Origin of the sequence: Methanocaldococcus indicus, from assembly GCF_049554935.1 — an archaeon.
In the GTDB taxonomy this organism is placed as follows: Archaea; AGJL01; Methanococci; order Methanococcales; family Methanocaldococcaceae; genus Methanocaldococcus; species Methanocaldococcus indicus.
Window position 1 is genome coordinate 1,349,385 of sequence record NZ_CP186926.1, and the last position, 20,809, is coordinate 1,370,193.

Sequence of the window (20,809 nt, forward strand, 5' to 3'; positions counted from 1 at the left end):
TTTTCATCCGAATATGTTATTTTATCAGGGATGGAATAAAAAATATAACTTTAATTAATTATAATAAAGGAATATACTGGTATATATGATAAAAAAATATCTATTAAATAAAAGAACAGTAATTTCATTTGTAGTATCATTTATTATAATTTCATATATATTTTTAAAAATTAATTTGGATGAATTAATATTGGTTTTAAGAAATACAAATATTTTTTACTATATAATTGCTTTTTTTATGTTTTATATCTCAATTTTGATAAAAAGTTATAGATGGAAAATAATGCTTGAAAATATAGATATATCAATAAAACTAATAGATTCTTTTAAAATATACTTTTTATCTATGTTTGTAAATTCTTTGGTTCCTGCTAAATTGGGAGATGTATATAGAGGATATTTACTAAAAAAGAAGACTAATAAATCAATATCCTTAGGATTTGGAACAGTTTTTATAGAGAGAATTTTGGATTTAATTACTATGATTACATTATTATTTTTTTCAGCATATTTTTCTTTTAAATCAGATATTCCAAAAGATATTTTATTATCTATTAAATGGGGATGTATATTCATACTAATTTTAATATTTTCAATTATCCTTTTTATATTGTTTAATAAAAAAATAAAAATAAAGAGATTTGATATATCAAATATATTAATAAATTTTGAAAAAGGTTTAAGAGTTATAGATTTACAATCTCTACCAACTGTTTTATTTCTTTCCTATATAGGTTGGATTGTTGAAGGGCTCACAGTATATTTTGTATTCCTATCCTTAAAAATTAATTTAGGATTGTTATTCAGTATATTTTCAGATTTAGCATCATCATTATTAACAGCTGTTCCTATAACTCCATCAGGTTTAGGAATAGTTGAATATGCACTTATTTATATATTAAATCTAAAAAATTTAGATTATAGCTTAGCTTTTGCAGTTCTTATTTTATATAGGGGAATTACTTATTTCTCAATCATTTTATTTGGGAGTGTTATCTATCTAATTGAAAGTATTAAAAAGTGAATAAGTTATGTATGTAGATGCACATTGTCATATAGAGGATAAAGGATTTAATAAAAATAGAGATGAAGTAATTAAAAGGGCAAAATCTGAGAATGTCATTATTATAACAAGTGGAGTCACATTAGGAGGAATAAATAGAGCTTTGGAACTAAAAAATAAATATAATATTTATTTAACTCTAGGTTTTCATCCAGATAAAGTTAAAGCAGATAACAAGATAATTGAAAAAGCATACAACATAATTAAATCTAACTATAAAAAAATATTGGCTGTTGGAGAAATAGGAATGGACATTAAAAGAGAAAATTATGATAGACAAGAAGAGATTTTTAGAAAATTTTTAAACTTAGCTAAAGAAATAGATAAGCCAGTTGTTCTACATGCAAGAGGTTTTGAAGAGAAAATATTTAATATGTTGGATGTTCCTGCTATGTTTCACTGCTACTCTGGAAGTGTAGAATTAGCTAAAAAAATAGTTAAAGAAAATTATTACATCTCAATATCTACTCTTCTACTGTTTTCTAAACTACATGAAGAGATTGTAAAAAATGTAGATATTGATTTTTTATTAACTGAAACAGATAGTCCATGTCTTTCACCAATAAAAGGAGAAAAAAATGAGCCAAAAAATGTTAAATTGGTTGTAAAAAAAATAGCTGAAATTAAAGAGATTGATGAGGGAGAAGTTAAAAAAATTATATATAAAAATTCATGCAAATTCTTTAAAGAAAAACTTACTTTATAAATTTATCTTTTTTGGTAAAATTTTTGTCTTAAATGGTAAAATTTTTATATTACCTGACTTTATTATATTTTTCTGTTTATCACACTTTGGGAGGGATGGCAATGAAAAAGTATATCCTACTGTTTGTAGGATTGATAATTTTATCTTTCTTAGCAGGATGCACTCAACAGCAAGAGAAGTCAGAAGTGCCTACAATAACAGTTGGTTATTTGCCAACAGACCACCAAGCAGCTTTATTTGTTGCAGCAGATTATCCTGATTTATTTAAAGATAAATATGGAATATACTTAAAGAAAGTTAAAGATAAGGAAGAATATGAGTTATACAAAGGAGACAAAAAAATTGCTAATATTAAGCTAATATTAATCAAACAAGGAGGAGCTGCAATAATGAACTTAATGAATCAGAAAAAGGTTGATGTTGCTTTGTTGGGAGTTCCTCCTGCAATATTCTATATTGACAAAGGAACAAATGCTAAAATAGTTATGAACTTACACACTGATGGTTCTGCTGTTGTTGTAAGAAAAGATATTCCTGTTAATAATTGGGAGGAATTTGTTAATTGGATTAAAGAACAACATAAAGAAGGAAAACAAGTAAAAATTGGCCATCCTCTACCTACTTCAATACAGTATGTTATGATAAAAGATGCATTAAAAGCTTCAGGAATTACATATACTGAAAATCCACAAAATAAAAGTGCTATGGTATTATTAATTAACTGTAAGGGACAAGGATCAATGCCTCAATTGTTAGAGAGTAAGCAATTAGATGCAGTTATTGCTTGGGAACCAATGCCAGAGATATTAAGAGTAAGAGGTATTGGAAAACCAATAGTTTATAGTCAAGATTTACCATCCACAACTGGAAAAACTTGGAAAAACCATCCATGTTGTTGTGTATGTGTCTCAGAAGATAGTTTAAGCAAGTATCATACTGCTATTATAACATTCTGTAAGTTGTTGAAAGATGCTACAATTGAAATTCAACACAATGAAACATTAGCTATAGATGCATCATCAAGATGGTTAGGAACATCAAAAGAAATAGAAAAATTATCAGTTCCACATATAACTTATGATTATAGATTAGAGCCAATTGTTCCAAAAGTTATTCAGTTTGTTGAAGTTATGAATGAGCAAGGATTAATGAAAGGTAGATTAAAAGATGCTAATCCAGATAAAATAAAAGAGATTGTATTTGACTGGAAAGCTTATAATGAGATAGTTAAATAATACTTTCTAATAGTTCAATATCTTCCAATAATACTTTTATTTTATATTCTTTTGAATGTTCTTTTATTCTCCTATCATCTAATTCTAAAGTTATTATTCCTCTATAACCATAATCTAACAGCTTTTTTAATGGTGTTAAAACATCTATCTCAGAATATTTAAGAGGATAATGGTCTTTTCCATTTTTCACACCTGAAATATGCACATGCTTTATTTTTTTGTTAAATTTTTCTACAAATATATTAGCATAATTTTTTGCATGTGCAAAATCTAATGTTAAATAAAGATTATCAAATCTTTTTAAAATATTGTCAATATCTTCCACTTTCCAACCAATTCTATAAATCTTTTTAGGCATATTTTCCATACATATAAATAAATCTTTATCTTTTGAGTATTCTAATATATTTTTTAGATACCTATAAAAATGCTCATACTCTTCTTCTGTTGGTTCTCTACTTACAGGCCTTCTACCTGGATGAATTGTTAATATTCTACTATTCAAATTATTTGCTAAATCAATAGCCCATAGTGTCTCTTTTAATGTCCCTTCTCTAACATAAGGATTTAACGATGAAGGATTTAATTCTATATGTGGATTATGAACAGCTATTTCAAACTTTTTTAGTTCTTTAATAACTTCACATAAATAGTCTATATTAAACCTATTATCCCAAAAGTCTGGATTTTCTGGAAAAAATTCTATACATTTTAAACCTATTTCTTTAAATATATCCAAAATCTTCAATATGGGATATTCCCAGAAAAATAGTGTTGATGTGGCAATTCTCATAATAATCCCAATATTTGAAATAATTAATGTATATCTTTAAAGTTAAATATATAAAAATGAATATTCCATAAAAGTTAAAAATGATGATAGCTATAATATTTTACTGTAAGAATTCTTCCATAGCCAACTTAATATCTTCAACTTTAACTGTCTTTCTCTTAGCATGTTTTGCTAATTCAACTGCTCTCTTAGCAATTTCCAATCCTAATTGCTCTAATGCCTCAGCAAAGTATTTACCAGCTTCTTCACTGACTCTCTCTGCTCCTGCCTTCTTTAATATTCTTACACATGGTGCAACTGGAAGCTCTGCCATCTTATCACCTGATAACTTTTTATTTTTCTTTTTATTTTAATGTAGTATAAATACTTTTCTCTTTTTTATTGTTCAAGTTCTTTTATAGCTTCTTTATACTGTTCATCATTTGGAGGTTTTCCATGGAATGCAACATTATGCTCCATAAATGATACTCCTCTACCTTTGACAGTATAACAAATAATAACCTTTGGTCTTCTATTTTTCATATTTTTAGCTTGATTTACTGTTTTTATTATTTCATCTATATTGTTTCCATCTATTTCAAATACATCCCAATTAAATGCTCTAAATTTTTCAGCAATTTTCTCTAAACTCATTACATCCTCTGTATGTCCATCTATCTGTAACCAGTTTCTATCTACAAATGCTATCAAATTATCTAACTTATAATGAGCAGCTGCCATTGCTGCTTCCCAAACAATTCCCTCCTGACATTCTCCATCTCCCAACAATACATAAACATATTTATTTATATTATCTAATTTATATCCTAATGCCATTCCAACACTTGCAGAGAATCCTTGTCCCAATGAACCTGTTGAGATTTCAACACCAACAGTTTCTATAGAGGGATGTCCTTGAAGTTTTCCCTCTAATCTTCTTAACTTCCAAAGTTCTTCTTCCTCAATATATTCCAACTCTGAGAGAACTGCATATAAAGCAGGAGCAGCATGTCCTTTACTTAAAACAAATCTATCTCTATCTTTTTTTTCAGGATGATAATCCATAATTTTGAAGTATAAAGCTACTAAAATTTCAACACATGATAAACTTCCTCCAGGATGTCCTGATTTTGCTAAATAACACATTTTTAATATTTTTTTTCTAACTCTTTTAGCTATCTCTAACAAATTATCCATATTCCCACCAAAGTTATTTATTGAATTTTTGAATATAATTAACTAAAATAAATAATTAATGATTAGTATGGAGTGGATAAAAAAGTATCTTCATATTTTAGCTTGTCCCTATTGTAGAGGAAACTTAATACTAAAAGATAATAAATTAATATGTAAGAAGTGTAAGAAAGAGTTTAAAATTGTTGATGGGATTCCTATTCTATTGAGGTGGTAGAGTGAGGGTTTTTTTAGCTATAGACATCCCAAAAGATATTAAAAATAAGATTTATGAACTACAAAAAGATTTTAAAATTAAGGGAATTAAGTTAGTGGAAAAAGAGAACTTACATATAACAGTTAAATTTTTGGGAGAAGTGGATGATAATACATTAAATAAAATATTAAACTTGAACTTAGAAATCCCTAAAACTAAAATTGAATTAAAAGGGTTAGGAACATTTCCAAATGAGAATTATATAAGAGTTATATGGATTGGAGTTTATGGGGAAGGATTAATAAACATTTTTAAAGAAATTGACAATAAATTAAATACTTTGGGATTTGAAAAAGAAAGAAGTTATGTACCTCATTTAACATTAGGTAGAGTTAAATTCATAGAGAACAAAAAACTTTTAAAAGAAAAAATTAATAAAAATAAAGATATATTTATTGGTGAGTTTGAAACTAACTCTATAAAACTTTATAAATCTACTCTAACACCAACAGGACCAATATATGAGGTAATAAAAGAATGGAAGAGCTAAATAAAAATCAAAAGATAATGCACTATATAATTCATTTACTGTCAAAAGATGATAAATGGGTTAGAAGAGAGGTTGTTCTTGCATTGATATATTATTTTAGTGAGAAAGGTTATTTAGATTATAAGTGTTCCCCTATGCCTCACATATGGAATGATAAAATTAAGTTTATAAATATATCTTATGAAGCTTTAGAAGATTTAAATTATATTATTAAGAACAATTATATTCAGGAGATACTTCTATCAGTTAGGGGATTAAGTTTATTTATTGTTGGGTATAAAGCAAAAAATAATATAAATTATGATAATTTAGAGTATTTAGAAGATATAAAGAATTTTTTGAAAAACAAGGAGATTAAAATAGTTGAAAATGGAATAAAAGTTGGAGATGTAGAGATAGATATAACTGAAATAAAACCAGTATCTTTTAAATCAAAAAGCTATATAATGGAGTTGTAAATGAAAATCGAAAGCCCTTCAAGGATACACATAACATTGATAGATTTAAATGGAAGTATTGGAAGAGTTGATGGAGGAGTAGGATTAGCATTAGAGAATCCTAAAATAGTTATTGAAGGAAAAGAAGAAGATGAGATAATTATTGAGGGAGAGATTAACAAGGATGTAGAAAAGAGGATATTTACAACAGCAAAAAAAATTTTAGATTATATAGATGAGAGAGGAGTATATTTAAAAGTTGAAAGTTTAATTCCTCAACATTCAGGATTAGGTAGTGGAACACAGATTAGTTTATCTGTTGGTAAGTTGATATCTAAAATTTACAATAAAGATTTAGATGTTTATGAGATAGCTAAACTAACTGGTAGAGGTGGAACATCTGGAATTGGAATTGGAGCTTTTAAGTTTGGAGGATTTTTAGTTGATGGAGGGCATAGCATAAAAGAAAAACCTTTCTTTAAACCTTCATCTGCTTCTAAGGGAATAACTCCTGCTCCTATATTAGTTAGATATAATTTTAATTGGGATACTATTCTCATTATTCCAAAAGGAAGACATATATATGGTAATAAAGAAGTAGATATATTTAATAAATATTGTCCTATAAGATTGGAAGAAGTTAGGGAACTATCTCATCTAATTTTAATGAAAATTTTGCCTTCAATTGTTGAAGATGATTTAGAAAGTTTTGGAGAAGCAATAAATAGAATACAACATATAGGATTTAAGAAAGTAGAACTATCCCTACAAACTCAGCCAGTTAAGGAAATTATTAAAGAGATACAAATAAACAACTATGCAGGATTGTCAAGTTTTGGGCCTACAATCTATGCCTATGGAGATTATAAAGAAATAAAAGGTATTGTAAAAGAGATTTTTAGTAAATATAATATTGATGGAGATATATTGAAAGTTAAACCAAACAATATTGGATATAAAATTTGGTGAAGTGTAGTATGGGATTAAATATTTTTAAAAAAATTAAAGAACTTATTGATTCAAAAAATAGAATTAAATATTCTGATGAACTAAAAAAAGCTGAGAAACTATTAGATGATGGGAAATATGAAGAGGCTATAAAGATATATGAAAAGTTAGAAAAAGAAGGTATTTTAAAAGGTTTAGATTATGCTAATGTTGCTTATGCATACTACAATATTGGAGATTTTGAAAAAGCACTAAATTATGTAAATAAAGCTCTAAAATATAAAGATAGGCCAGAATTGTGGTTTTTGAAAGGACTTATATTATACAATCTAAAAAAATATGATAAAGCTTATGAACTGCTTGCTAAAAGTGCTATATACATTAAAAGAAGTGATGTTTATAAAGCTCTTGGAGATATATTAGTTAAATTTGAGAAATATGAAGAAGCTTTAGAGAATTATTTAAAAGCATATAAATTAAATAATAAAAATTTAGAGGCTTTATATAATGCAGGTTTAATCCTATTACTTCTAAATAGAGTTGAAGAAGCTTATGAGATATTTAAAGAGATTTATACAAAGGAACCAAAATTCAAGAATCATGAAATATTTAAGGAGATTGAGAATTTTGTAGAGATAATAGACAATGATATATTTAGTAATATAAAATTAGGCATTAACTTTTTAGAGAATGATAAGCAAATTGAAGCATTAAAAGAATTTAATAAAGTTTTAGAAATTGACAAAAATAATGATTTTGCATATTATTATAAAGCAGTTGTTAAAGAAGATTTTTATGAATATGGCTTATCATTAGAAAATATAATAAATTCTTTAAATATTTTTGAAAGAAGTTATTTTTACTCAAAAAAAGGAGATATTTTATTAAGATTAAATAATTTAAATGAAGCGTTGGAATGTTATGAAATCTCTCTTTTAATAAATGAAAATAATATTTTTGCATATTTTGGCTTAGCATACACTTACTATAAAAAAGGAGATTATGAGAATTCTTTAAAATACTTTGATAAAGTTTTAGAGAATATCTCTTCTAATTTATCTAAAAAGATTGAGGCAATATTAATTTTATATTCTTTAATTTGTAAAGGAGATATAACCAAAGAAGCTATTTTTTATAGAAAAGCTTTAGAGTTTTTAGATGATTATCATGATATGCCAATATGCATAAAAAAAATGAGGGCATATATAAACTACAAATTAGGAAATATTTCACAAGCAATTAATGATTACTTAGAAATATTAAACATATTTTTAGATAAAGATATTATAAAAAATGTTATTGCTCTATATATTGAAATTGGAAGAATTGATGAAGCTTTATACTATGCTGAAAAATATAAACACATTCTTGGAGAGGATTATATTGAAAAAATTAAGAACAATAAATTATCAATAGATTCTCCATTAAACCATTATCCAACAATATATTTTATTTTAGATGAAATTCCTTACCATGTTAGCATATTGTATAAGTATATTCATAAGAATCCGATAATTTCATATTTATATGCAGAATATATTGAAAAATATATATTAGAGTTAGTTTATGATAATAGAAAAAAAGAACTGTTAAAAAAGCTTATAGACATTGTTAAGCACAATTTAGGTGAAGAGATGTACAAATTTATGAAATCTCCTGAAAACTATGTGCCTTCTAATAGTGTTATATATGAAATTAAAGATATTGTTATAAATCTAAATGGAATTATATAAAAATCTTTTGTTATTTGGGGGATTCAGTATGAAAATTATTGAAAAAACAACTGCCAACACATGTTACATAGGGAGTGAAACACCCTTAGAGTTAGGAGAGTATTTACTATTAAAAAACTTCAAAAATGAAAATGTCTTAGGAATTGTAAAGGATATTGAATTTAAAGATAACATCTTTATAAACTCTATTAAAATTGTTGGAGTTCTAAAAGATAACAAGATATTTATTAACAAAAGTCCTATAAATCCAAACAGTCCAGCATTAATAGCAAGTGATGAAATTCTTAAACAAATATTTTATATTCCTGATGGAATCACTATAGGACATCTTCTAACAAGAAAAAGTATTAGAGTTGCATTAGATACTAACAAATTAATATCAAGACATTTTGCTATTTTATCTATAACTGGTGGAGGGAAATCTAATACTGTAGCTGTTTTATGTAAAGAGTTGGCCAAAAAGAATGCTACCATTATTATAATTGACCCACATGGGGAATATGCAAATTTATCTCATGAGGAGTTGTATGGAAAAGTCAATGTTATAATTCCAAGTATAAATCCTTCATTTTTGACAGCTGAGGAGCTTTCTGTGATGTTGGGAATAAATAATGAAGAGATGAAGATTTATCTAAAATATGCATATGACACTATAAAATATGAAAGAAAATCTGGACATGAGTTTATAAATTCACTCATAGATTTGTTATATTCTTGGGTTCAAGCAGCTGAAGTAGGTTGGGAGATAAAGTATTACAACACATACAAAAGAAAATATGAAAGAAAAAAAGTAGAAGGTAAAGATTTTCAAATATTATCTTCATTATATAATTTAATGAACAATTTCTTAGAAGAATTTTCTTTGTTTATTAGTGATACTGATATTATAGAGCAACTTAAACCAAATAAGATAAATGTAATTAATCTATCTGGGTTAGAGTTACATCAAATGCTAAGCATTGTTAGTTATATCTCAAAAGAAATACTAACAAAAAGGATATTATATATAAAATCTTTAAAAGACCTAAATTGTAAAAATGAGAGAGTTAGAGAATTGGCTATAAAGAATTTAGAGACCATCAGAATGAAATATTCAATAGTAACTAAACCATTATTGTTAATTGTTGAAGAGGCACACATATTTATTCCACGAGATGAAAAAACATCAACAAGTTTATGGTTAGGTAAGATAGCAAGAGAAGGTAGAAAGTTTGGAATAGGTTTAGGCTTGGTTAGTCAAAGACCTAAACAACTAAATCCAGATGTTCTCTCTCAAACAGGAACAAAGATTGTTCTAAGGATTGTTGAACCAGAAGACCAGAAGTATATACAAAAAGTTAGTGAAGATTTAGCAGAAGATTTAACTAAGGATTTAGCTTCCTTAGATATTGGAGAGGCTTTAATATTTGGTATTGCTGTTAATCTTCCTGCAATTGTTAAGATTGATAAATTTGACGGAGTTTATGGTGGAAAAGATATTGATATAGTTGGTGAATGGAGAGGATTTTAATGGAACTAAAATTTAGAAATATTGATGGAGAGAAGTTAATTATAGCAATAACTATGGACAAAAATAAGAATATTTTAATGGTTGCTTTTATGAATGAAGAGGCATTAAAGAAAACATTAGAAACTGGTTATATGCACTACTACTCAACAAGTAGAAAAAAACTCTGGAAAAAAGGAGAAGAAAGTGGAAATTATCAAAAAGTTTTAGAGATTTATGGTGATTGTGATAAAGATTGTTTATTATTTATAGTTGAGCAGAAAGGAGTAGCATGTCATGAGGGATACTATTCCTGTTTTCACTATAAATTAGAGGGTGATAGGTGGATTATTAAGGAAATTTTCAAAAAAGGTGATAATGATTGAGTATAGAAGAAGAGATTAGAAAGTTAGAGGAGGAAATTAAAAATACTCCATATAATAAAGCAACACAAAAACACATTGCAAAATTAAAGGCTAAATTAGCAAAATTAAGGGAAAAAGCTCAATCATCAAAGAAAGGTGGTGGAGGAAAAGGTTATGCAGTTAAAAAGAGTGGAGATGCTACTGTTGCATTAGTAGGATTCCCATCTGTTGGTAAATCAACTCTTTTAAATAAATTAACTAATGCTGAATCTGAGACAGGAGAGTATGCTTTTACAACATTAACAATAATTCCAGGGATAATGGAATATAAAGGAGCTAAAATACAAATTTTAGATGCTCCAGGGATTATAGAAGGAGCTTCTTCTGGAAAAGGTAGAGGGACAGAGGTTTTAGCAGCAGTTAGAAGTGCAGATTTAATACTATTAACTGTTGATGTATTTAGCTTAGAGCATCTTCCAATTATTGAAAAGGAGTTATACAATGTTGGAATTAGGTTAGATAAGAAAAAACCAGATGTTAAAATAGTAGTTAAAGATAGAGGAGGTATTAATGTATCTTCAACAGTTCCACTAACTAAGTTAGATAAAGAAACAATAGAAGCTATATTAAATGAATATAAAATTCACAATGCTGATGTGATTATAAGAGAAGATATATCTGTTGAGGAGTTTATTGATGTAGTTGCAGGAAATAGAGTTTATATACCTTCATTGGTTGTTGTTAATAAAGTTGATTTGATAGATGAAGAATATAAAAAATATTTAGAAGAGAAGTTAAAAGAATATGGAAAGGATTATGTTTTTGTTTCAGGAAATAAAGAGATTAATTTAGATTTATTAAAGGAGAAAATTTACAACAAATTAGGATTTATTAAAATATATTTAAAACCACAAGGAAAAAAACCAGATTTTGATGAACCACTTATAATAAGGAAAGGAGCAACTGTAAAAGATGTCTGTGAAAAGTTACATAGAGATTTTGTTAAGAATTTTAGATATGCATTAGTTTGGGGAAAATCAGCTAAACATCCAGGGCAAAGAGTTGGATTAGACCATAAATTAGAAGATGAGGATATCTTAACTATTGTTATAAAAAGGACATAAAATAAAATTTTATAAAATTTATTTTTACAAGTGTTAGACATGTATGATTATGCAATAGTTGGTAGTGGAGTAGCAGGATGTACATTGGCAAAAGAGTTATCTGGAAAAAAAATAGTTATTGAGAAAGGAGAGAAACCTAAATATGTTGGAGAAGGAAAAAATGTACTTGTAAATTATGTTGTTGGTTTGGGAGGAAGTGCTGTATTCTCTGTTGGAAATGCAATAAAATTAAAAATTAAAGGATATAAGATTGAGAAAGATATATATGATGAGATTTTTGAAGAACTTAATATTAAAGAAGCAGATAATACATTTTTAAATGATATAGATAAAGAATTTTTAAATTTTGGATTTAAAAAAACTCCAAAATTTATAGATTTTGAAAAATGCAATAAATGTGGAAAATGTGCCTCAAAAATATGTAATGCAAAATGGACTCCTCTAAATTTTTTAAAACAATCAGATGCAGATATTATAACAAACTTTAACATAATAAAAATTGAAAAGGAAAAAGAATATTTTATTATATACTGTAAAAATAAAAAAATTAAAGCTAAAAATATTGTTCTCTCAGCTGGAGCAATAAATTCAGCAAGAATTTTAAAATCTTTATATGACTATGAAGAAATAGGAAAGAATCTTTTTGTAGATACATTTATAACTGTTGGAGGAATTCTAAAAGATAGTTATTTAAATGAAGATGTCCCTATGCTTGTCTATAAAGATTATGATGACTTTATATTAGCTACACACTACTCTTCCCTTCTATATAAAGAAATTAAAAAAGAACATAAAGATATAAGAAGTAAGGATATAGTTGGGCTTATGATAAAAATTAAGGATGAAATGGAGGGAAAAGTTTTAAAAAACAATATAAAAAAAGAAATATCCAAGGAGGATTTAAAACTCTTAGTAAGAGGAATTAGTAAAGCAACTAAATATATAAATAAATTAGGTGTTGAGGAGATATATTCTACAATTCCAAGAGGTTCTCATCCTTCTGGAACATTAAGTTTTATAAAAGATTTTATGTTTGAAGATATCTATGTATGTGATAGCTCTCTATTTAAAGAACCATTAGGAAAACCACCAGTAGTATCAATAATTGCATTAGCAAAAAAACTAAGTAGAGAGTTATCATGAGCTTTGATATAGATAAAAAAAGGGTTTTATCAGATTTAGAGTTATGTATTAGAGAAGGATTAGTTGATAAAGAAATAATTCCAATTTTAGAGAAAATAAATAAATTAGATAATTACTATACAACATCAAGCTGTATAGGTAGAATAGGGTTAATGGTAATTCCAAAAGATAAGAATCCAAAAATATACTCAAAATGGTTAATAAAAAAGCATGATTATCCAACATTTGAAGAAATAAAAAACTCTATAACTGATTTTGATGGTTACTTAATATTTATTATGAACTCTCCAATATTGCATATTGCTTGTAGAGATATAGAATCAGCTAAAAAATTGTTAGATTTAGCTATTCACTCTGGATTAAAAGCATCATCTATAAAATCAGTAAGTAAAAGAAGAGTTATTGTTGAGATTCTTACAACATTTAAGGTAGATGCTCCTATTGGAGAAGATAATAAAGTTTTTGTATCTGATGAATATTTAAAATTTTTATTAAATTATAGTATTAAAAAACTAAAATTAGCAAGAGAAAAATTATTTAAATTTTATGACAATTTAAAATGATTAATTATTATTTTAAGGTGAGATTATGGAATGTGATGGAAAATGTGACTCTTGCAGTTTAAAAGATAAATGTCCTGATACTAAAAAGTTATTAGCTATGCAAAATGCTAAGATTAAAGAAAGAATGAGTAAAATAAAACATAAAATTGCTATTTTAAGTGGTAAAGGAGGTGTTGGAAAATCAACAGTAACTGTAAATTTAGCAGCTGCTTTAGCTCAAAGAGGTAAAAAAGTTGGTATTTTAGATGCTGATATCCATGGTCCAAACATTCCAAAAATGTTAGGATTGGATGGAGATGTGTTAGTTGGAGAAAATGGAATAATTCCTTTACAAAAAGGAAACATTAAGGTAATGTCTATATCCTTCTTACTTCCAGATGAAAAAACTCCTGTTATATGGAGAGGACCAAAAGTTTCAGGGGCTATAAGACAGTTTTTAGCTGATGTGGATTGGGGAGAATTAGATTATTTATTAATAGATACTCCACCAGGAACTGGAGATGTTCAACTAACAATTATGCAATCTCTACCATTAGATGGAGCTATAATAGTTACAACACCAGAAGAGATTTCTCTATTAGATGTCAAAAAATCTATATCTATGTGTAATATGCTAAATATTCCAATAATTGGAATTATTGAAAATATGTCTGGATTTGTCTGTCCAAAGTGTGGAGAGATTGTATATATATTTGGAAAAGGAGGGGGAGAAAAAGCTGCAAAAGAGTTTAATATAGAATTTTTAGGAAGAATACCATTAGATGTAAAGGCAAGAGAAGCTGCTGAAAAAGGAATACCTATGGTAGAAATAGATTGTAAAGCAAAAGAAGAATTTTTAAAGATAGTTGATAAAATTATAGAAAAGGTAGAAAAATAAATAATTAAAAAATAATTATAATAGATGTCTTCCACATCTTCTACCTCTTCCAGGACCTAAACCTCTCCCACCAGCATCTATTCTATGAATATACTCTGCTGGAGCTCCACAGTATGGACATTTTTCTGGTTTTGGAACTCCATAAGGAACTTCTATAACTTTTTGACATTTAGAACATAAAAATTTTTTCATTTCCAAGTTACTCCCCTCTTTTTAGTTCTTCTAATCTTTTTTTAATTCTTGCTAATTCTTCTTCTAACATTCTTTTTTCTTCTTCCAACTCTCTTATAGTTTCTTCTAAATAAGCTTTTTCATCAGCATATCTTGGAACATATCCACTATATAAGTCCCAGGCATGGACTAATGCTCCAGTTTTTTCATCTATATAGAATGCATGAGGTCCTAACCCACATCTGCATGGTCCAACATATCTGTATCTTCCTCCAACTGCTCTAAATGGGTAGTATCTCCAAAATCTTCTACCAAATCCTCTTCCCCATCCGAACATTTCCTATCACCTCAACTTTTTCTAATATATCACATATGAGAACTAATATATAAACTTTTCTATTTTATTAATTTAAATATATGAATTTAAAATTTTAAAAAAATTATTTTTTCATAGCTCTAATCTTTTTAATTAATAATTCATCATCTTCATTATTTTCTTCTTTTTTAATTCTCTTTATTTTATCTTCTTCTTCCCATTTTTTTCCAGTGTATCTCTTACAAATTATATATGATTCAGCACTTTCTTTTCTTGAAGCTCTTGGTTTAGAGATATAAACTTTCTCAAAATACTTCTCAGCTAATTTAACTAAATCATCAACCATATCCCCATAAAACACCTTAGCTAAGAATCTACCTCTCTCTTTTAATAGTTCTGTTGATATCTGCATAGCTGTTTTAACTAAATCTACTGAACGAGCATGGTCTATATCCCAATATCCAGAAATATTAGGAGAGGCATCTGAGATAACTACATCAGCTTTATCTGGAAGAAGATTTTTTATTTTTAATATATTTTCCTCTAATGTAAAATCTCCCTTAATTGCTTTAACATTGTCATATCCTAAACTTTTGACAGGTTGTAAATCTATTCCTACAACAAAACCCTTTTCCCCTACTAATTCTCTTGCTGCTTGTAACCATCCTCCTGGAGCACATCCTAAATCTACAACAATATTTCCTGGTTTAATAATATTAAATTTTTCATTTAGCTGGAAAAGTTTAAAAGCTGCTCTACTTCTATAATTAAGTTTTTTAGCTAAATTATAATAAAAATCTTTTTTTCTTTTTAAAATCCATCTTTTATCTTTCCTTCCCATAATCTCACAAAAAATAATAAAAAATTTTAATAAAAAATTATAATTGCTCCTTAACTTTGTTATTGAGTTCTTTTAATTTATTATATAGATTTTCATACTCTTTATAATCTAAATTTAGCTCTTTCATCAAGCTTATTATACTTTCAAAATGTTCCTCTGTGTGCTCTAAAACATGAATAAGTTTTTTAACCAATCTCTCTCTTTCCATAATATATCACTCTACAATTATTTTAAATGTTAGCTCCTTTCCCTCTTTTAATTTTTTTATTAGTTCTCTATTTAAATCTTTGGCTCCCTTATTTGCTTTAATCATTAATGTTCTTGGACAGATATATGAACTTTTTCTTACAACTATATCTGTTGGATGATTTAATATTAAATCTTTATGTCCTTCTCCAACTACAACCTCTTTTATATTATCTACTTCAATCTCAACAACTATTTTTTTGGCATTTCTTAACTTCTCTTTAAATTCTTCTGGAAAGTCCAACATTGATTTATTTGCCATAATTCCAATAATACAGTGTCCTGTCTTTGTTAGATAGTTGTCTTTTGTTATCTCCAATGTTGTTTTATGGGTTCCAGAGACATTTTTATGTCCTTTTGCTTTTATAGTGAATATCATAATTTACCATAATTTAATTTTCTATTTTTAGAGTTAGATTAAATTTATATAAAACTTTACTAATTAAAGAATAAAAACTTTTTTGAGGGATATTAAATGTATTGGGCAGATGTTACTGCAAATAAACTTTTAAGGAATAGGAAAGAAGATAAGTATGTTATAGCAACAGGAATAACACCATCAGGACATATACATATTGGAAATGCAAGGGAAACATTAACAGCAGATGCAATTTATAAATCTCTGAAAGATTTAGGAGTAGAAGCTGAACTTATATTTATAGCAGATACTTATGACCCTTTAAGGAAGAGATATCCATTTTTACCTGAAAGTTATGAGGAATATGTTGGAGTTCCATTAAGTGAAATACCTTGTCCAGAAGGATGTTGTGAGAACTATGCTGAACATTTTTTAAAACCATATTTAGAGAGTTTAGATGATTTAGGGATTGAAATTAAAGTTTATAGGGCAGATAAGCTCTATAAAGAAGGAGTTTATAATGAAAAAATAAGATTGGCATTAGATAATAGAGAGAAAATTATTGAGATTTTAAATAAATTTAGAGATAAGCCATTAGAAAATGATTGGTGGCCAGTAAATGTAGTATGTGAGAAATGTAAGAGTTTAAAAACTAAGATTTTATCTTATGAAAATGAAAAATTAAAATACAAATGTGAAAAATGTGGATATGAAGGAGAGTCATCATTTTACAATGGTAGAGCTAAGTTAAAATGGAGAGTTGATTGGCCTGCAAGATGGAGTATATTCAATGTTTCTCTTGAACCTATGGGAAAAGACCATGCAGCTGCTGGAGGTAGCTATGATACTGGAAAACTAATAGCTAAGGACATCTATAATTATGAAGCTCCTTTTAAAGTAGTATATGAGTGGATTCAGCTAAAAGTAGGAGATAAAGCAGTTCCAATGAGCTCATCAAAAGGAGTAGTATTTGCTGTTAAAGATTGGACTGATATAGCACATCCTGAAATATTAAGATTTCTAATTTTGAGAAGTAAGCCAAATAAACATATTGACTTTGATTTAAAGAAAATTCCTGATTTAGTTGATGAATATGATAGATTAGAAGAGTTCTATTTTGAGAATAAAGATAAGGAATTAGATGAAGATGGAAAAGAAAAGATAAGGATTTATGAAATATCTACACCAAAAATTCCAGAAAAAAAGCCATTTGTTATACCATATAGATTTTGCTCAATAATAGGACAGTTAGCATACAAAGATGGAGATATTGATATGGAGAAAGTTTTTGAGATTTTAAAGAGAAACAACTATAATATAGAAGAGATAGATGATTTCAGTTTAAGAAGATTAAAAGATAGATTGATAATGGCAAGAAATTGGGCATTGAATTATGGTGAAAAATTAGTAATTATTGATGAAGAAGAAGCTAAAAATATTTATAAATCTCTAAAAGATAAACAAAAAGAATTTATTAAAAGATTTTATGAAAGATTAAAAGAGATTAATTTTGATGCACTAACAATCCATGAGACAATTTATGAAGTAGCTAAGGAAGTTGGTATAAATGTTAGAGATGCCTTCCAAGCATGTTACTTAATCTTATTAAATAAAAAGTATGGACCAAGGTTAGGAGCTTTCTTAGCTTCATTAGGGAAAGATTTTGTATTAAAAAGATTTGGGTGTTTAGATGATTAAAGTTTTAGCTATGGAAGAAGTTAAAAGTAATTCAAAAGAGTTGGCAAATAAAGAATTTGAAAAATTGAAAGAAGATATATTAAAAAATTATAAAGCAAAGTTAAACTTTGTAGATGTAGAAGAGAATGAGCTATATACTGTTGTTGGTGAGTTTGAGATAGAGTTTGATAATTTTTTAGAGTATATAGAATTTTGTTTAAAGTATTCTCCTGATGTGGAAGTATTGAAACCTTCAAAAATAGTTTTAGATAAGGAAGAATTGAACAAAGTTTTAGCATTTGTTATTCATACATTTAAAGAATTTACTAATAAATATAAAATAGGTTTTAATGTATATTTAAAAGATAAGAAAGATTATGACATTGAAAAATATAAAAATGGACTTTATGATGATGAAGAGCTTTATGAGTTGGAGGAAGAGTATATAAGAGTTAAAGCTGTGTTTGAAGGAGAAGGTAAAAGTGAGAAAGAAGTTGTTGCAAATCTATTATCATCCTTGGATATGGACAATATTATTGTAAATAAAATATTAACACAAAATTATGAAAAAGATGAATTTAAAGGATTAATTGGAGTTGATTTATTTTGTAAGCCATTTGAACTTTTTGAAATAGCTTATAAATATCAACCAGTTGCTTTATCTGTACAAAAAGATAAAATAACACTTTCTTTATCAGAAATACAAGATATAGGTAATGAATTAGGAGGAGCAATATTTGAGCTATCTCATGCAGTTGTTAATAGATTTGGAAACATAAAATAATCTTAATTTTCTTTATTTTTTGCTTCCTAATTAATTTTTTAAACAAAATATAAAAATAAAAATTTTAATATAGCTTAAAGATAAATATTAAATATTATAAAATATGATTATTAAATATTAAAGTTTTAGGAACTAAATTCATAAGTAGTAGATTAATTATGATAAAAAAGTTACTCTCTAATAAAGGACAAATATCTATGGAATTTGCTATTTTAATGATGGTAGTAGTAACAACTTCAACAATATTGACATACTATTTAATGAAATCAGCTATATCTATAAAAGATACATCTGTTAAAGCTATAAATGAAACTGCTAATACAGCAGAAAAAGCCTTATCAACTGTTTAGGTGATAATAATATGTGTATATTTTGTAAGATAGTGAATGGAGAAATTCCTGCTAAGGTAGTTTATGAAGATGACTATGTCTTAGCTTTTTTAGATATCAATCCAAGAAGTAAGGGACATACATTAGTTATTCCAAAAAAGCATTATGAAAAATTTGAAGATATTCCTGATGAAGAACTTCAAAAATTAATTTTAGGAGTTAAAAAAACATTAAATATATTAAAAAAATTAGGATTTAGTGACTATAATATAGTTAATAACAATGGTAAATTAGCTGGACAAGAAGTTAATCATGTTCATTTTCATATAATTCCAAGATTTGGAGAAGAAGAAGGAATAATTTTTGGAAAAGTAGTAGATGTTGATTTGGATGAAATCTATAAAAAATTAAAGAGTAATTAATCTTTTTATCTCTTCTAATTTTTCTTTTAAAATTTCTTCATTATCTGCCTCTAAGTTTAACCTTAATAAAGGTTCTGTGTTTGAAGGTCTGATATTAAACCAGAATCCTTTACAATACACTGAAAGACCATCAAGTTCTTCTATTCTACAATCTTTAAAATGTTCTTTTATTCTTTCTAATACCTCTTTTTGGTTATCTACTTTAAAGTTTATTTCCCCTGAATGATAGTATTTATTAAATTCATCTGCTAACTCATCTAAATCTTTATTTGCCTTCACAACATAGTATAAAGCCAACAAAGGACTCTCAAAATATCCAATTTCTTTAAAGTAGAAATGATTACTTAACTCTCCTGCAAACTCAGCGTCTTCTTTATGCATAAGCTTTTTTATAAAGTAATGTCCTACTCTTGTCTTTATAGGAATTCCTCCATACTTTAAGATAGTTTCCTCAACAACCTTAGAACATCTTAAATCATATATAATTTTTGAATTTGGTTTTTCTTTTAAAATTTCTCTTGCTATTATAGCCGTTAATATATCTCCTCTAACATTTCTACCTCTATTGTCTATCATTCCTAACCTATCACCATCTCCATCAAATATTAAACCTAAATCACATTTTTCTTCTTTTACTTTTTTTATTATATCTCTTAAACACTCCTCTTTTAAAGTATCTGGCTCATGAGCTGGAAAATTTCCATCAGGATAGTCATTTATAAAAATAGGATTCTCTACAATTTCCTCTAAAATCTCTTTTTCTGCTATTGTTGTTGCACCATTTGCAAAATCAACAGCTATCTTTTTATCAATTTTTCCAATCTTTTTAATAAAGAATCTCTTATAATCCTCTTTAATATCAACTAAATAGTCCTCTAAATTAACTGGTTCTTTTGCTTTATATTTCTTAAATATTGGTTTAATCTCTTCTTTTGGAGATATTGGAATAGCTACTCTATCACACATCTTAAATCCAGTATATTCCTTAGGATTATGAGAAGCAGTAATAATAACTCCTAAATCATATTTATTTTTAGTTCCAAAGTATAAGAGTGGTGTTGATATAACTCCTGCAAAATCAACATCACAACTCTCCACCAATCCAGAAACAAAATAAGGAGCTAATTTTTTTGAACCTTCTCTAACATCCATTCCAACTAAAACTTTTTTATCTTTATATTTTTCTCCTAAAACTTTTCCTAAGGAATATGCAAAATCTTCATCTAACTCTTTCTTATATACTCCTCTTATATCATAAGCTTTAAACACCATA

General features: G+C 26.9%; 27 protein-coding genes. 18 read left to right on the top strand and 9 right to left on the bottom strand.

Annotation, left to right across the window (positions count from 1 at the left end):
• Positions 1–85 precede the first annotated feature (85 nt).
• The 3 genes from ACPB8Q_RS07590 (at position 86) to ACPB8Q_RS07600 (ending at position 3,004) form a co-directional block, all read left to right on the top strand.
• Positions 86–1,024, top strand: coding sequence for a flippase-like domain-containing protein (locus tag ACPB8Q_RS07590; RefSeq protein ID WP_423792569.1), 939 nt, complete (start codon positions 86–88; stop codon positions 1,022–1,024).
• Between the two features lie 7 nt (positions 1,025–1,031).
• Positions 1,032–1,769 carry a YchF/TatD family DNA exonuclease gene (locus ACPB8Q_RS07595; protein WP_423792570.1) on the top strand — a complete coding sequence of 246 codons (738 nt, stop codon included), beginning with the start codon at positions 1,032–1,034 and terminating at the stop codon, positions 1,767–1,769.
• Positions 1,770–1,870: 101 nt separating this feature from the next.
• Positions 1,871–3,004 carry an ABC transporter substrate-binding protein gene (locus tag ACPB8Q_RS07600; RefSeq protein WP_423792571.1) on the top strand — a complete coding sequence of 378 codons (1,134 nt, stop codon included), beginning with the start codon at positions 1,871–1,873 and terminating at the stop codon, positions 3,002–3,004.
• Here the strand turns inward: ACPB8Q_RS07600 and ACPB8Q_RS07605 are convergent.
• The 3 genes from ACPB8Q_RS07605 to ACPB8Q_RS07615 all read right to left on the bottom strand — a co-directional run bounded on the left by ACPB8Q_RS07605 (position 2,997) and on the right by ACPB8Q_RS07615 (position 4,973).
• Positions 2,997–3,797, bottom strand: a complete 801-nt coding sequence (locus ACPB8Q_RS07605; RefSeq protein WP_423792572.1) for a sugar phosphate isomerase/epimerase family protein — start codon at positions 3,795–3,797, stop codon at positions 2,997–2,999. The two genes, ACPB8Q_RS07600 and ACPB8Q_RS07605, sit on opposite strands and share 8 nt — an antisense overlap.
• Before the next feature lie 100 nt (positions 3,798–3,897).
• A complete protein-coding gene (locus ACPB8Q_RS07610) occupies positions 3,898–4,110 on the bottom strand; it encodes a histone family protein (protein WP_423792573.1) in 213 nt (70 codons plus the stop codon).
• A gap of 65 nt (positions 4,111–4,175) precedes the next feature.
• Entirely contained in the window at positions 4,176–4,973 is a 798-nt protein-coding gene (locus ACPB8Q_RS07615) for a transketolase (protein ID WP_423792574.1), read from the bottom strand.
• A gap of 67 nt (positions 4,974–5,040) precedes the next feature.
• On the opposite strand from ACPB8Q_RS07615, the gene ACPB8Q_RS07620 reads away from it, so the two are divergent.
• From ACPB8Q_RS07620 to ACPB8Q_RS07670, 11 genes are read left to right on the top strand one after another with little or no spacing between them, the layout of a single operon-like run.
• The gene (locus ACPB8Q_RS07620; RefSeq protein ID WP_423793437.1) at positions 5,041–5,187 is read left to right on the top strand and encodes a Trm112 family protein; all 147 of its coding nucleotides are present in this window, start codon (positions 5,041–5,043) and stop codon (positions 5,185–5,187) included.
• Position 5,188: 1 nt separating this feature from the next.
• Positions 5,189–5,716 carry a 2'-5' RNA ligase family protein gene (thpR, locus tag ACPB8Q_RS07625; RefSeq protein WP_423792575.1) on the top strand — a complete coding sequence of 176 codons (528 nt, stop codon included), beginning with the start codon at positions 5,189–5,191 and terminating at the stop codon, positions 5,714–5,716.
• On the top strand, positions 5,704–6,174 hold the full coding sequence (locus tag ACPB8Q_RS07630; RefSeq protein ID WP_423792576.1) for a hypothetical protein: 471 nt from the start codon (positions 5,704–5,706) through the stop codon (positions 6,172–6,174). Before thpR ends, ACPB8Q_RS07630 begins: the two co-directional genes overlap by 13 nt.
• Entirely contained in the window at positions 6,175–7,122 is a 948-nt protein-coding gene (locus ACPB8Q_RS07635) for a beta-ribofuranosylaminobenzene 5'-phosphate synthase (protein ID WP_423792577.1), read from the top strand.
• An 8-nt stretch (positions 7,123–7,130) separates the two neighbouring features.
• Complete coding sequence (locus tag ACPB8Q_RS07640) at positions 7,131–8,834, top strand: tetratricopeptide repeat protein (RefSeq protein ID WP_423792578.1); 1,704 nt, start codon at positions 7,131–7,133, stop codon at positions 8,832–8,834.
• Between the two features lie 28 nt (positions 8,835–8,862).
• A complete protein-coding gene (locus ACPB8Q_RS07645; protein WP_423792579.1) occupies positions 8,863–10,344 on the top strand; it encodes an ATP-binding protein in 1,482 nt (493 codons plus the stop codon).
• Positions 10,344–10,706 carry a phosphoribosyl-AMP cyclohydrolase gene (gene hisI, locus ACPB8Q_RS07650; protein WP_423792580.1) on the top strand — a complete coding sequence of 121 codons (363 nt, stop codon included), beginning with the start codon at positions 10,344–10,346 and terminating at the stop codon, positions 10,704–10,706. The genes ACPB8Q_RS07645 and hisI overlap by 1 nt, the downstream gene beginning before the upstream one ends.
• Positions 10,703–11,809 (top strand): OBG GTPase family GTP-binding protein, encoded by a 1,107-nt coding sequence (locus ACPB8Q_RS07655; RefSeq protein WP_423792581.1) that lies wholly within the window; start codon positions 10,703–10,705, stop codon positions 11,807–11,809. The genes hisI and ACPB8Q_RS07655 overlap by 4 nt, the downstream gene beginning before the upstream one ends.
• 39 nt (positions 11,810–11,848) lie before the next feature.
• Positions 11,849–12,952, top strand: a complete 1,104-nt coding sequence (locus tag ACPB8Q_RS07660) for a hypothetical protein (RefSeq protein WP_423792582.1) — start codon at positions 11,849–11,851, stop codon at positions 12,950–12,952.
• Entirely contained in the window at positions 12,949–13,515 is a 567-nt protein-coding gene (gene taw3 / locus ACPB8Q_RS07665) for a tRNA(Phe) 7-((3-amino-3-carboxypropyl)-4-demethylwyosine(37)-N(4))-methyltransferase Taw3 (RefSeq protein WP_423792583.1), read from the top strand. Before ACPB8Q_RS07660 ends, taw3 begins: the two co-directional genes overlap by 4 nt.
• A 22-nt stretch (positions 13,516–13,537) precedes the next feature.
• The gene (locus ACPB8Q_RS07670) at positions 13,538–14,392 is read left to right on the top strand and encodes an Mrp/NBP35 family ATP-binding protein (RefSeq protein ID WP_423793438.1); all 855 of its coding nucleotides are present in this window, start codon (positions 13,538–13,540) and stop codon (positions 14,390–14,392) included.
• A 15-nt stretch (positions 14,393–14,407) separates the two neighbouring features.
• On the opposite strand, the gene ACPB8Q_RS07675 is transcribed toward ACPB8Q_RS07670, so the two are convergent.
• The 5 genes from ACPB8Q_RS07675 to ACPB8Q_RS07695 form a co-directional block, all read right to left on the bottom strand.
• Positions 14,408–14,590 (bottom strand): hypothetical protein, encoded by a 183-nt coding sequence (locus ACPB8Q_RS07675; protein ID WP_423792584.1) that lies wholly within the window; start codon positions 14,588–14,590, stop codon positions 14,408–14,410.
• 1 nt (position 14,591) lies between these two features.
• Positions 14,592–14,900, bottom strand: coding sequence for a hypothetical protein (locus ACPB8Q_RS07680; protein WP_423792585.1), 309 nt, complete (start codon positions 14,898–14,900; stop codon positions 14,592–14,594).
• Positions 14,901–15,003: 103 nt separating this feature from the next.
• Positions 15,004–15,720, bottom strand: a complete 717-nt coding sequence (locus ACPB8Q_RS07685; RefSeq protein WP_423792586.1) for an RlmE family RNA methyltransferase — start codon at positions 15,718–15,720, stop codon at positions 15,004–15,006.
• Between the two features lie 37 nt (positions 15,721–15,757).
• A complete protein-coding gene (locus ACPB8Q_RS07690) occupies positions 15,758–15,928 on the bottom strand; it encodes a hypothetical protein (RefSeq protein ID WP_423792587.1) in 171 nt (56 codons plus the stop codon).
• Between the two features lie 6 nt (positions 15,929–15,934).
• The gene (locus ACPB8Q_RS07695; RefSeq protein ID WP_423792588.1) at positions 15,935–16,345 is read right to left on the bottom strand and encodes a DUF371 domain-containing protein; all 411 of its coding nucleotides are present in this window, start codon (positions 16,343–16,345) and stop codon (positions 15,935–15,937) included.
• 96 nt (positions 16,346–16,441) lie between these two features.
• On the opposite strand from ACPB8Q_RS07695, the gene lysS reads away from it, so the two are divergent.
• The 4 genes from lysS to ACPB8Q_RS07715 all read left to right on the top strand — a co-directional run bounded on the left by lysS (position 16,442) and on the right by ACPB8Q_RS07715 (position 19,536).
• Complete coding sequence (lysS, locus tag ACPB8Q_RS07700; protein ID WP_423792589.1) at positions 16,442–18,022, top strand: lysine--tRNA ligase; 1,581 nt, start codon at positions 16,442–16,444, stop codon at positions 18,020–18,022.
• On the top strand, positions 18,015–18,785 hold the full coding sequence (locus tag ACPB8Q_RS07705; RefSeq protein ID WP_423792590.1) for a hypothetical protein: 771 nt from the start codon (positions 18,015–18,017) through the stop codon (positions 18,783–18,785). The genes lysS and ACPB8Q_RS07705 overlap by 8 nt, the downstream gene beginning before the upstream one ends.
• 158 nt (positions 18,786–18,943) lie before the next feature.
• Positions 18,944–19,135, top strand: a complete 192-nt coding sequence (locus ACPB8Q_RS07710) for a class III signal peptide-containing protein (protein WP_423792591.1) — start codon at positions 18,944–18,946, stop codon at positions 19,133–19,135.
• An 11-nt stretch (positions 19,136–19,146) separates the two neighbouring features.
• Positions 19,147–19,536, top strand: coding sequence for an HIT family protein (locus tag ACPB8Q_RS07715; protein ID WP_423792592.1), 390 nt, complete (start codon positions 19,147–19,149; stop codon positions 19,534–19,536).
• On the opposite strand, the gene ACPB8Q_RS07720 is transcribed toward ACPB8Q_RS07715, so the two are convergent.
• The gene (locus ACPB8Q_RS07720; RefSeq protein ID WP_423792593.1) at positions 19,522–20,808 is read right to left on the bottom strand and encodes a phosphomannomutase/phosphoglucomutase; all 1,287 of its coding nucleotides are present in this window, start codon (positions 20,806–20,808) and stop codon (positions 19,522–19,524) included. The two genes, ACPB8Q_RS07715 and ACPB8Q_RS07720, sit on opposite strands and share 15 nt — an antisense overlap.
• Position 20,809: the final 1 nt, after the last annotated feature.

Bases quoted from the DNA above. Each gene is read 5' to 3' on its own strand.
- ACPB8Q_RS07645 (WP_423792579.1), top strand. From the start codon at position 8,863: ATGAAAATTATTGAAAAAACAACTGCCAACACATGTTACATAGGGAGT.
- ACPB8Q_RS07695 (WP_423792588.1), bottom strand. From the start codon at position 16,345: ATGATATTCACTATAAAAGCAAAAGGACATAAAAATGTCTCTGGAACC.
- ACPB8Q_RS07685 (WP_423792586.1), bottom strand. From the start codon at position 15,720: ATGGGAAGGAAAGATAAAAGATGGATTTTAAAAAGAAAAAAAGATTTT.
- ACPB8Q_RS07615 (WP_423792574.1), bottom strand. From the start codon at position 4,973: ATGGATAATTTGTTAGAGATAGCTAAAAGAGTTAGAAAAAAAATATTA.
- ACPB8Q_RS07710 (WP_423792591.1), top strand. From the start codon at position 18,944: ATGATAAAAAAGTTACTCTCTAATAAAGGACAAATATCTATGGAATTT.
- taw3 (WP_423792583.1), top strand. From the start codon at position 12,949: ATGAGCTTTGATATAGATAAAAAAAGGGTTTTATCAGATTTAGAGTTA.
- ACPB8Q_RS07595 (WP_423792570.1), top strand. From the start codon at position 1,032: ATGTATGTAGATGCACATTGTCATATAGAGGATAAAGGATTTAATAAA.
- ACPB8Q_RS07620 (WP_423793437.1), top strand. From the start codon at position 5,041: ATGGAGTGGATAAAAAAGTATCTTCATATTTTAGCTTGTCCCTATTGT.
- ACPB8Q_RS07640 (WP_423792578.1), top strand. From the start codon at position 7,131: ATGGGATTAAATATTTTTAAAAAAATTAAAGAACTTATTGATTCAAAA.
- ACPB8Q_RS07610 (WP_423792573.1), bottom strand. From the start codon at position 4,110: ATGGCAGAGCTTCCAGTTGCACCATGTGTAAGAATATTAAAGAAGGCA.
- ACPB8Q_RS07600 (WP_423792571.1), top strand. From the start codon at position 1,871: ATGAAAAAGTATATCCTACTGTTTGTAGGATTGATAATTTTATCTTTC.
- ACPB8Q_RS07635 (WP_423792577.1), top strand. From the start codon at position 6,175: ATGAAAATCGAAAGCCCTTCAAGGATACACATAACATTGATAGATTTA.
- hisI (WP_423792580.1), top strand. From the start codon at position 10,344: ATGGAACTAAAATTTAGAAATATTGATGGAGAGAAGTTAATTATAGCA.
- ACPB8Q_RS07715 (WP_423792592.1), top strand. From the start codon at position 19,147: ATGTGTATATTTTGTAAGATAGTGAATGGAGAAATTCCTGCTAAGGTA.
- ACPB8Q_RS07630 (WP_423792576.1), top strand. From the start codon at position 5,704: ATGGAAGAGCTAAATAAAAATCAAAAGATAATGCACTATATAATTCAT.
- ACPB8Q_RS07705 (WP_423792590.1), top strand. From the start codon at position 18,015: ATGATTAAAGTTTTAGCTATGGAAGAAGTTAAAAGTAATTCAAAAGAG.
- ACPB8Q_RS07660 (WP_423792582.1), top strand. From the start codon at position 11,849: ATGTATGATTATGCAATAGTTGGTAGTGGAGTAGCAGGATGTACATTG.
- ACPB8Q_RS07590 (WP_423792569.1), top strand. From the start codon at position 86: ATGATAAAAAAATATCTATTAAATAAAAGAACAGTAATTTCATTTGTA.
- ACPB8Q_RS07680 (WP_423792585.1), bottom strand. From the start codon at position 14,900: ATGTTCGGATGGGGAAGAGGATTTGGTAGAAGATTTTGGAGATACTAC.
- ACPB8Q_RS07690 (WP_423792587.1), bottom strand. From the start codon at position 15,928: ATGGAAAGAGAGAGATTGGTTAAAAAACTTATTCATGTTTTAGAGCAC.
- ACPB8Q_RS07720 (WP_423792593.1), bottom strand. From the start codon at position 20,808: ATGGTGTTTAAAGCTTATGATATAAGAGGAGTATATAAGAAAGAGTTA.
- ACPB8Q_RS07605 (WP_423792572.1), bottom strand. From the start codon at position 3,797: ATGAGAATTGCCACATCAACACTATTTTTCTGGGAATATCCCATATTG.
- lysS (WP_423792589.1), top strand. From the start codon at position 16,442: ATGTATTGGGCAGATGTTACTGCAAATAAACTTTTAAGGAATAGGAAA.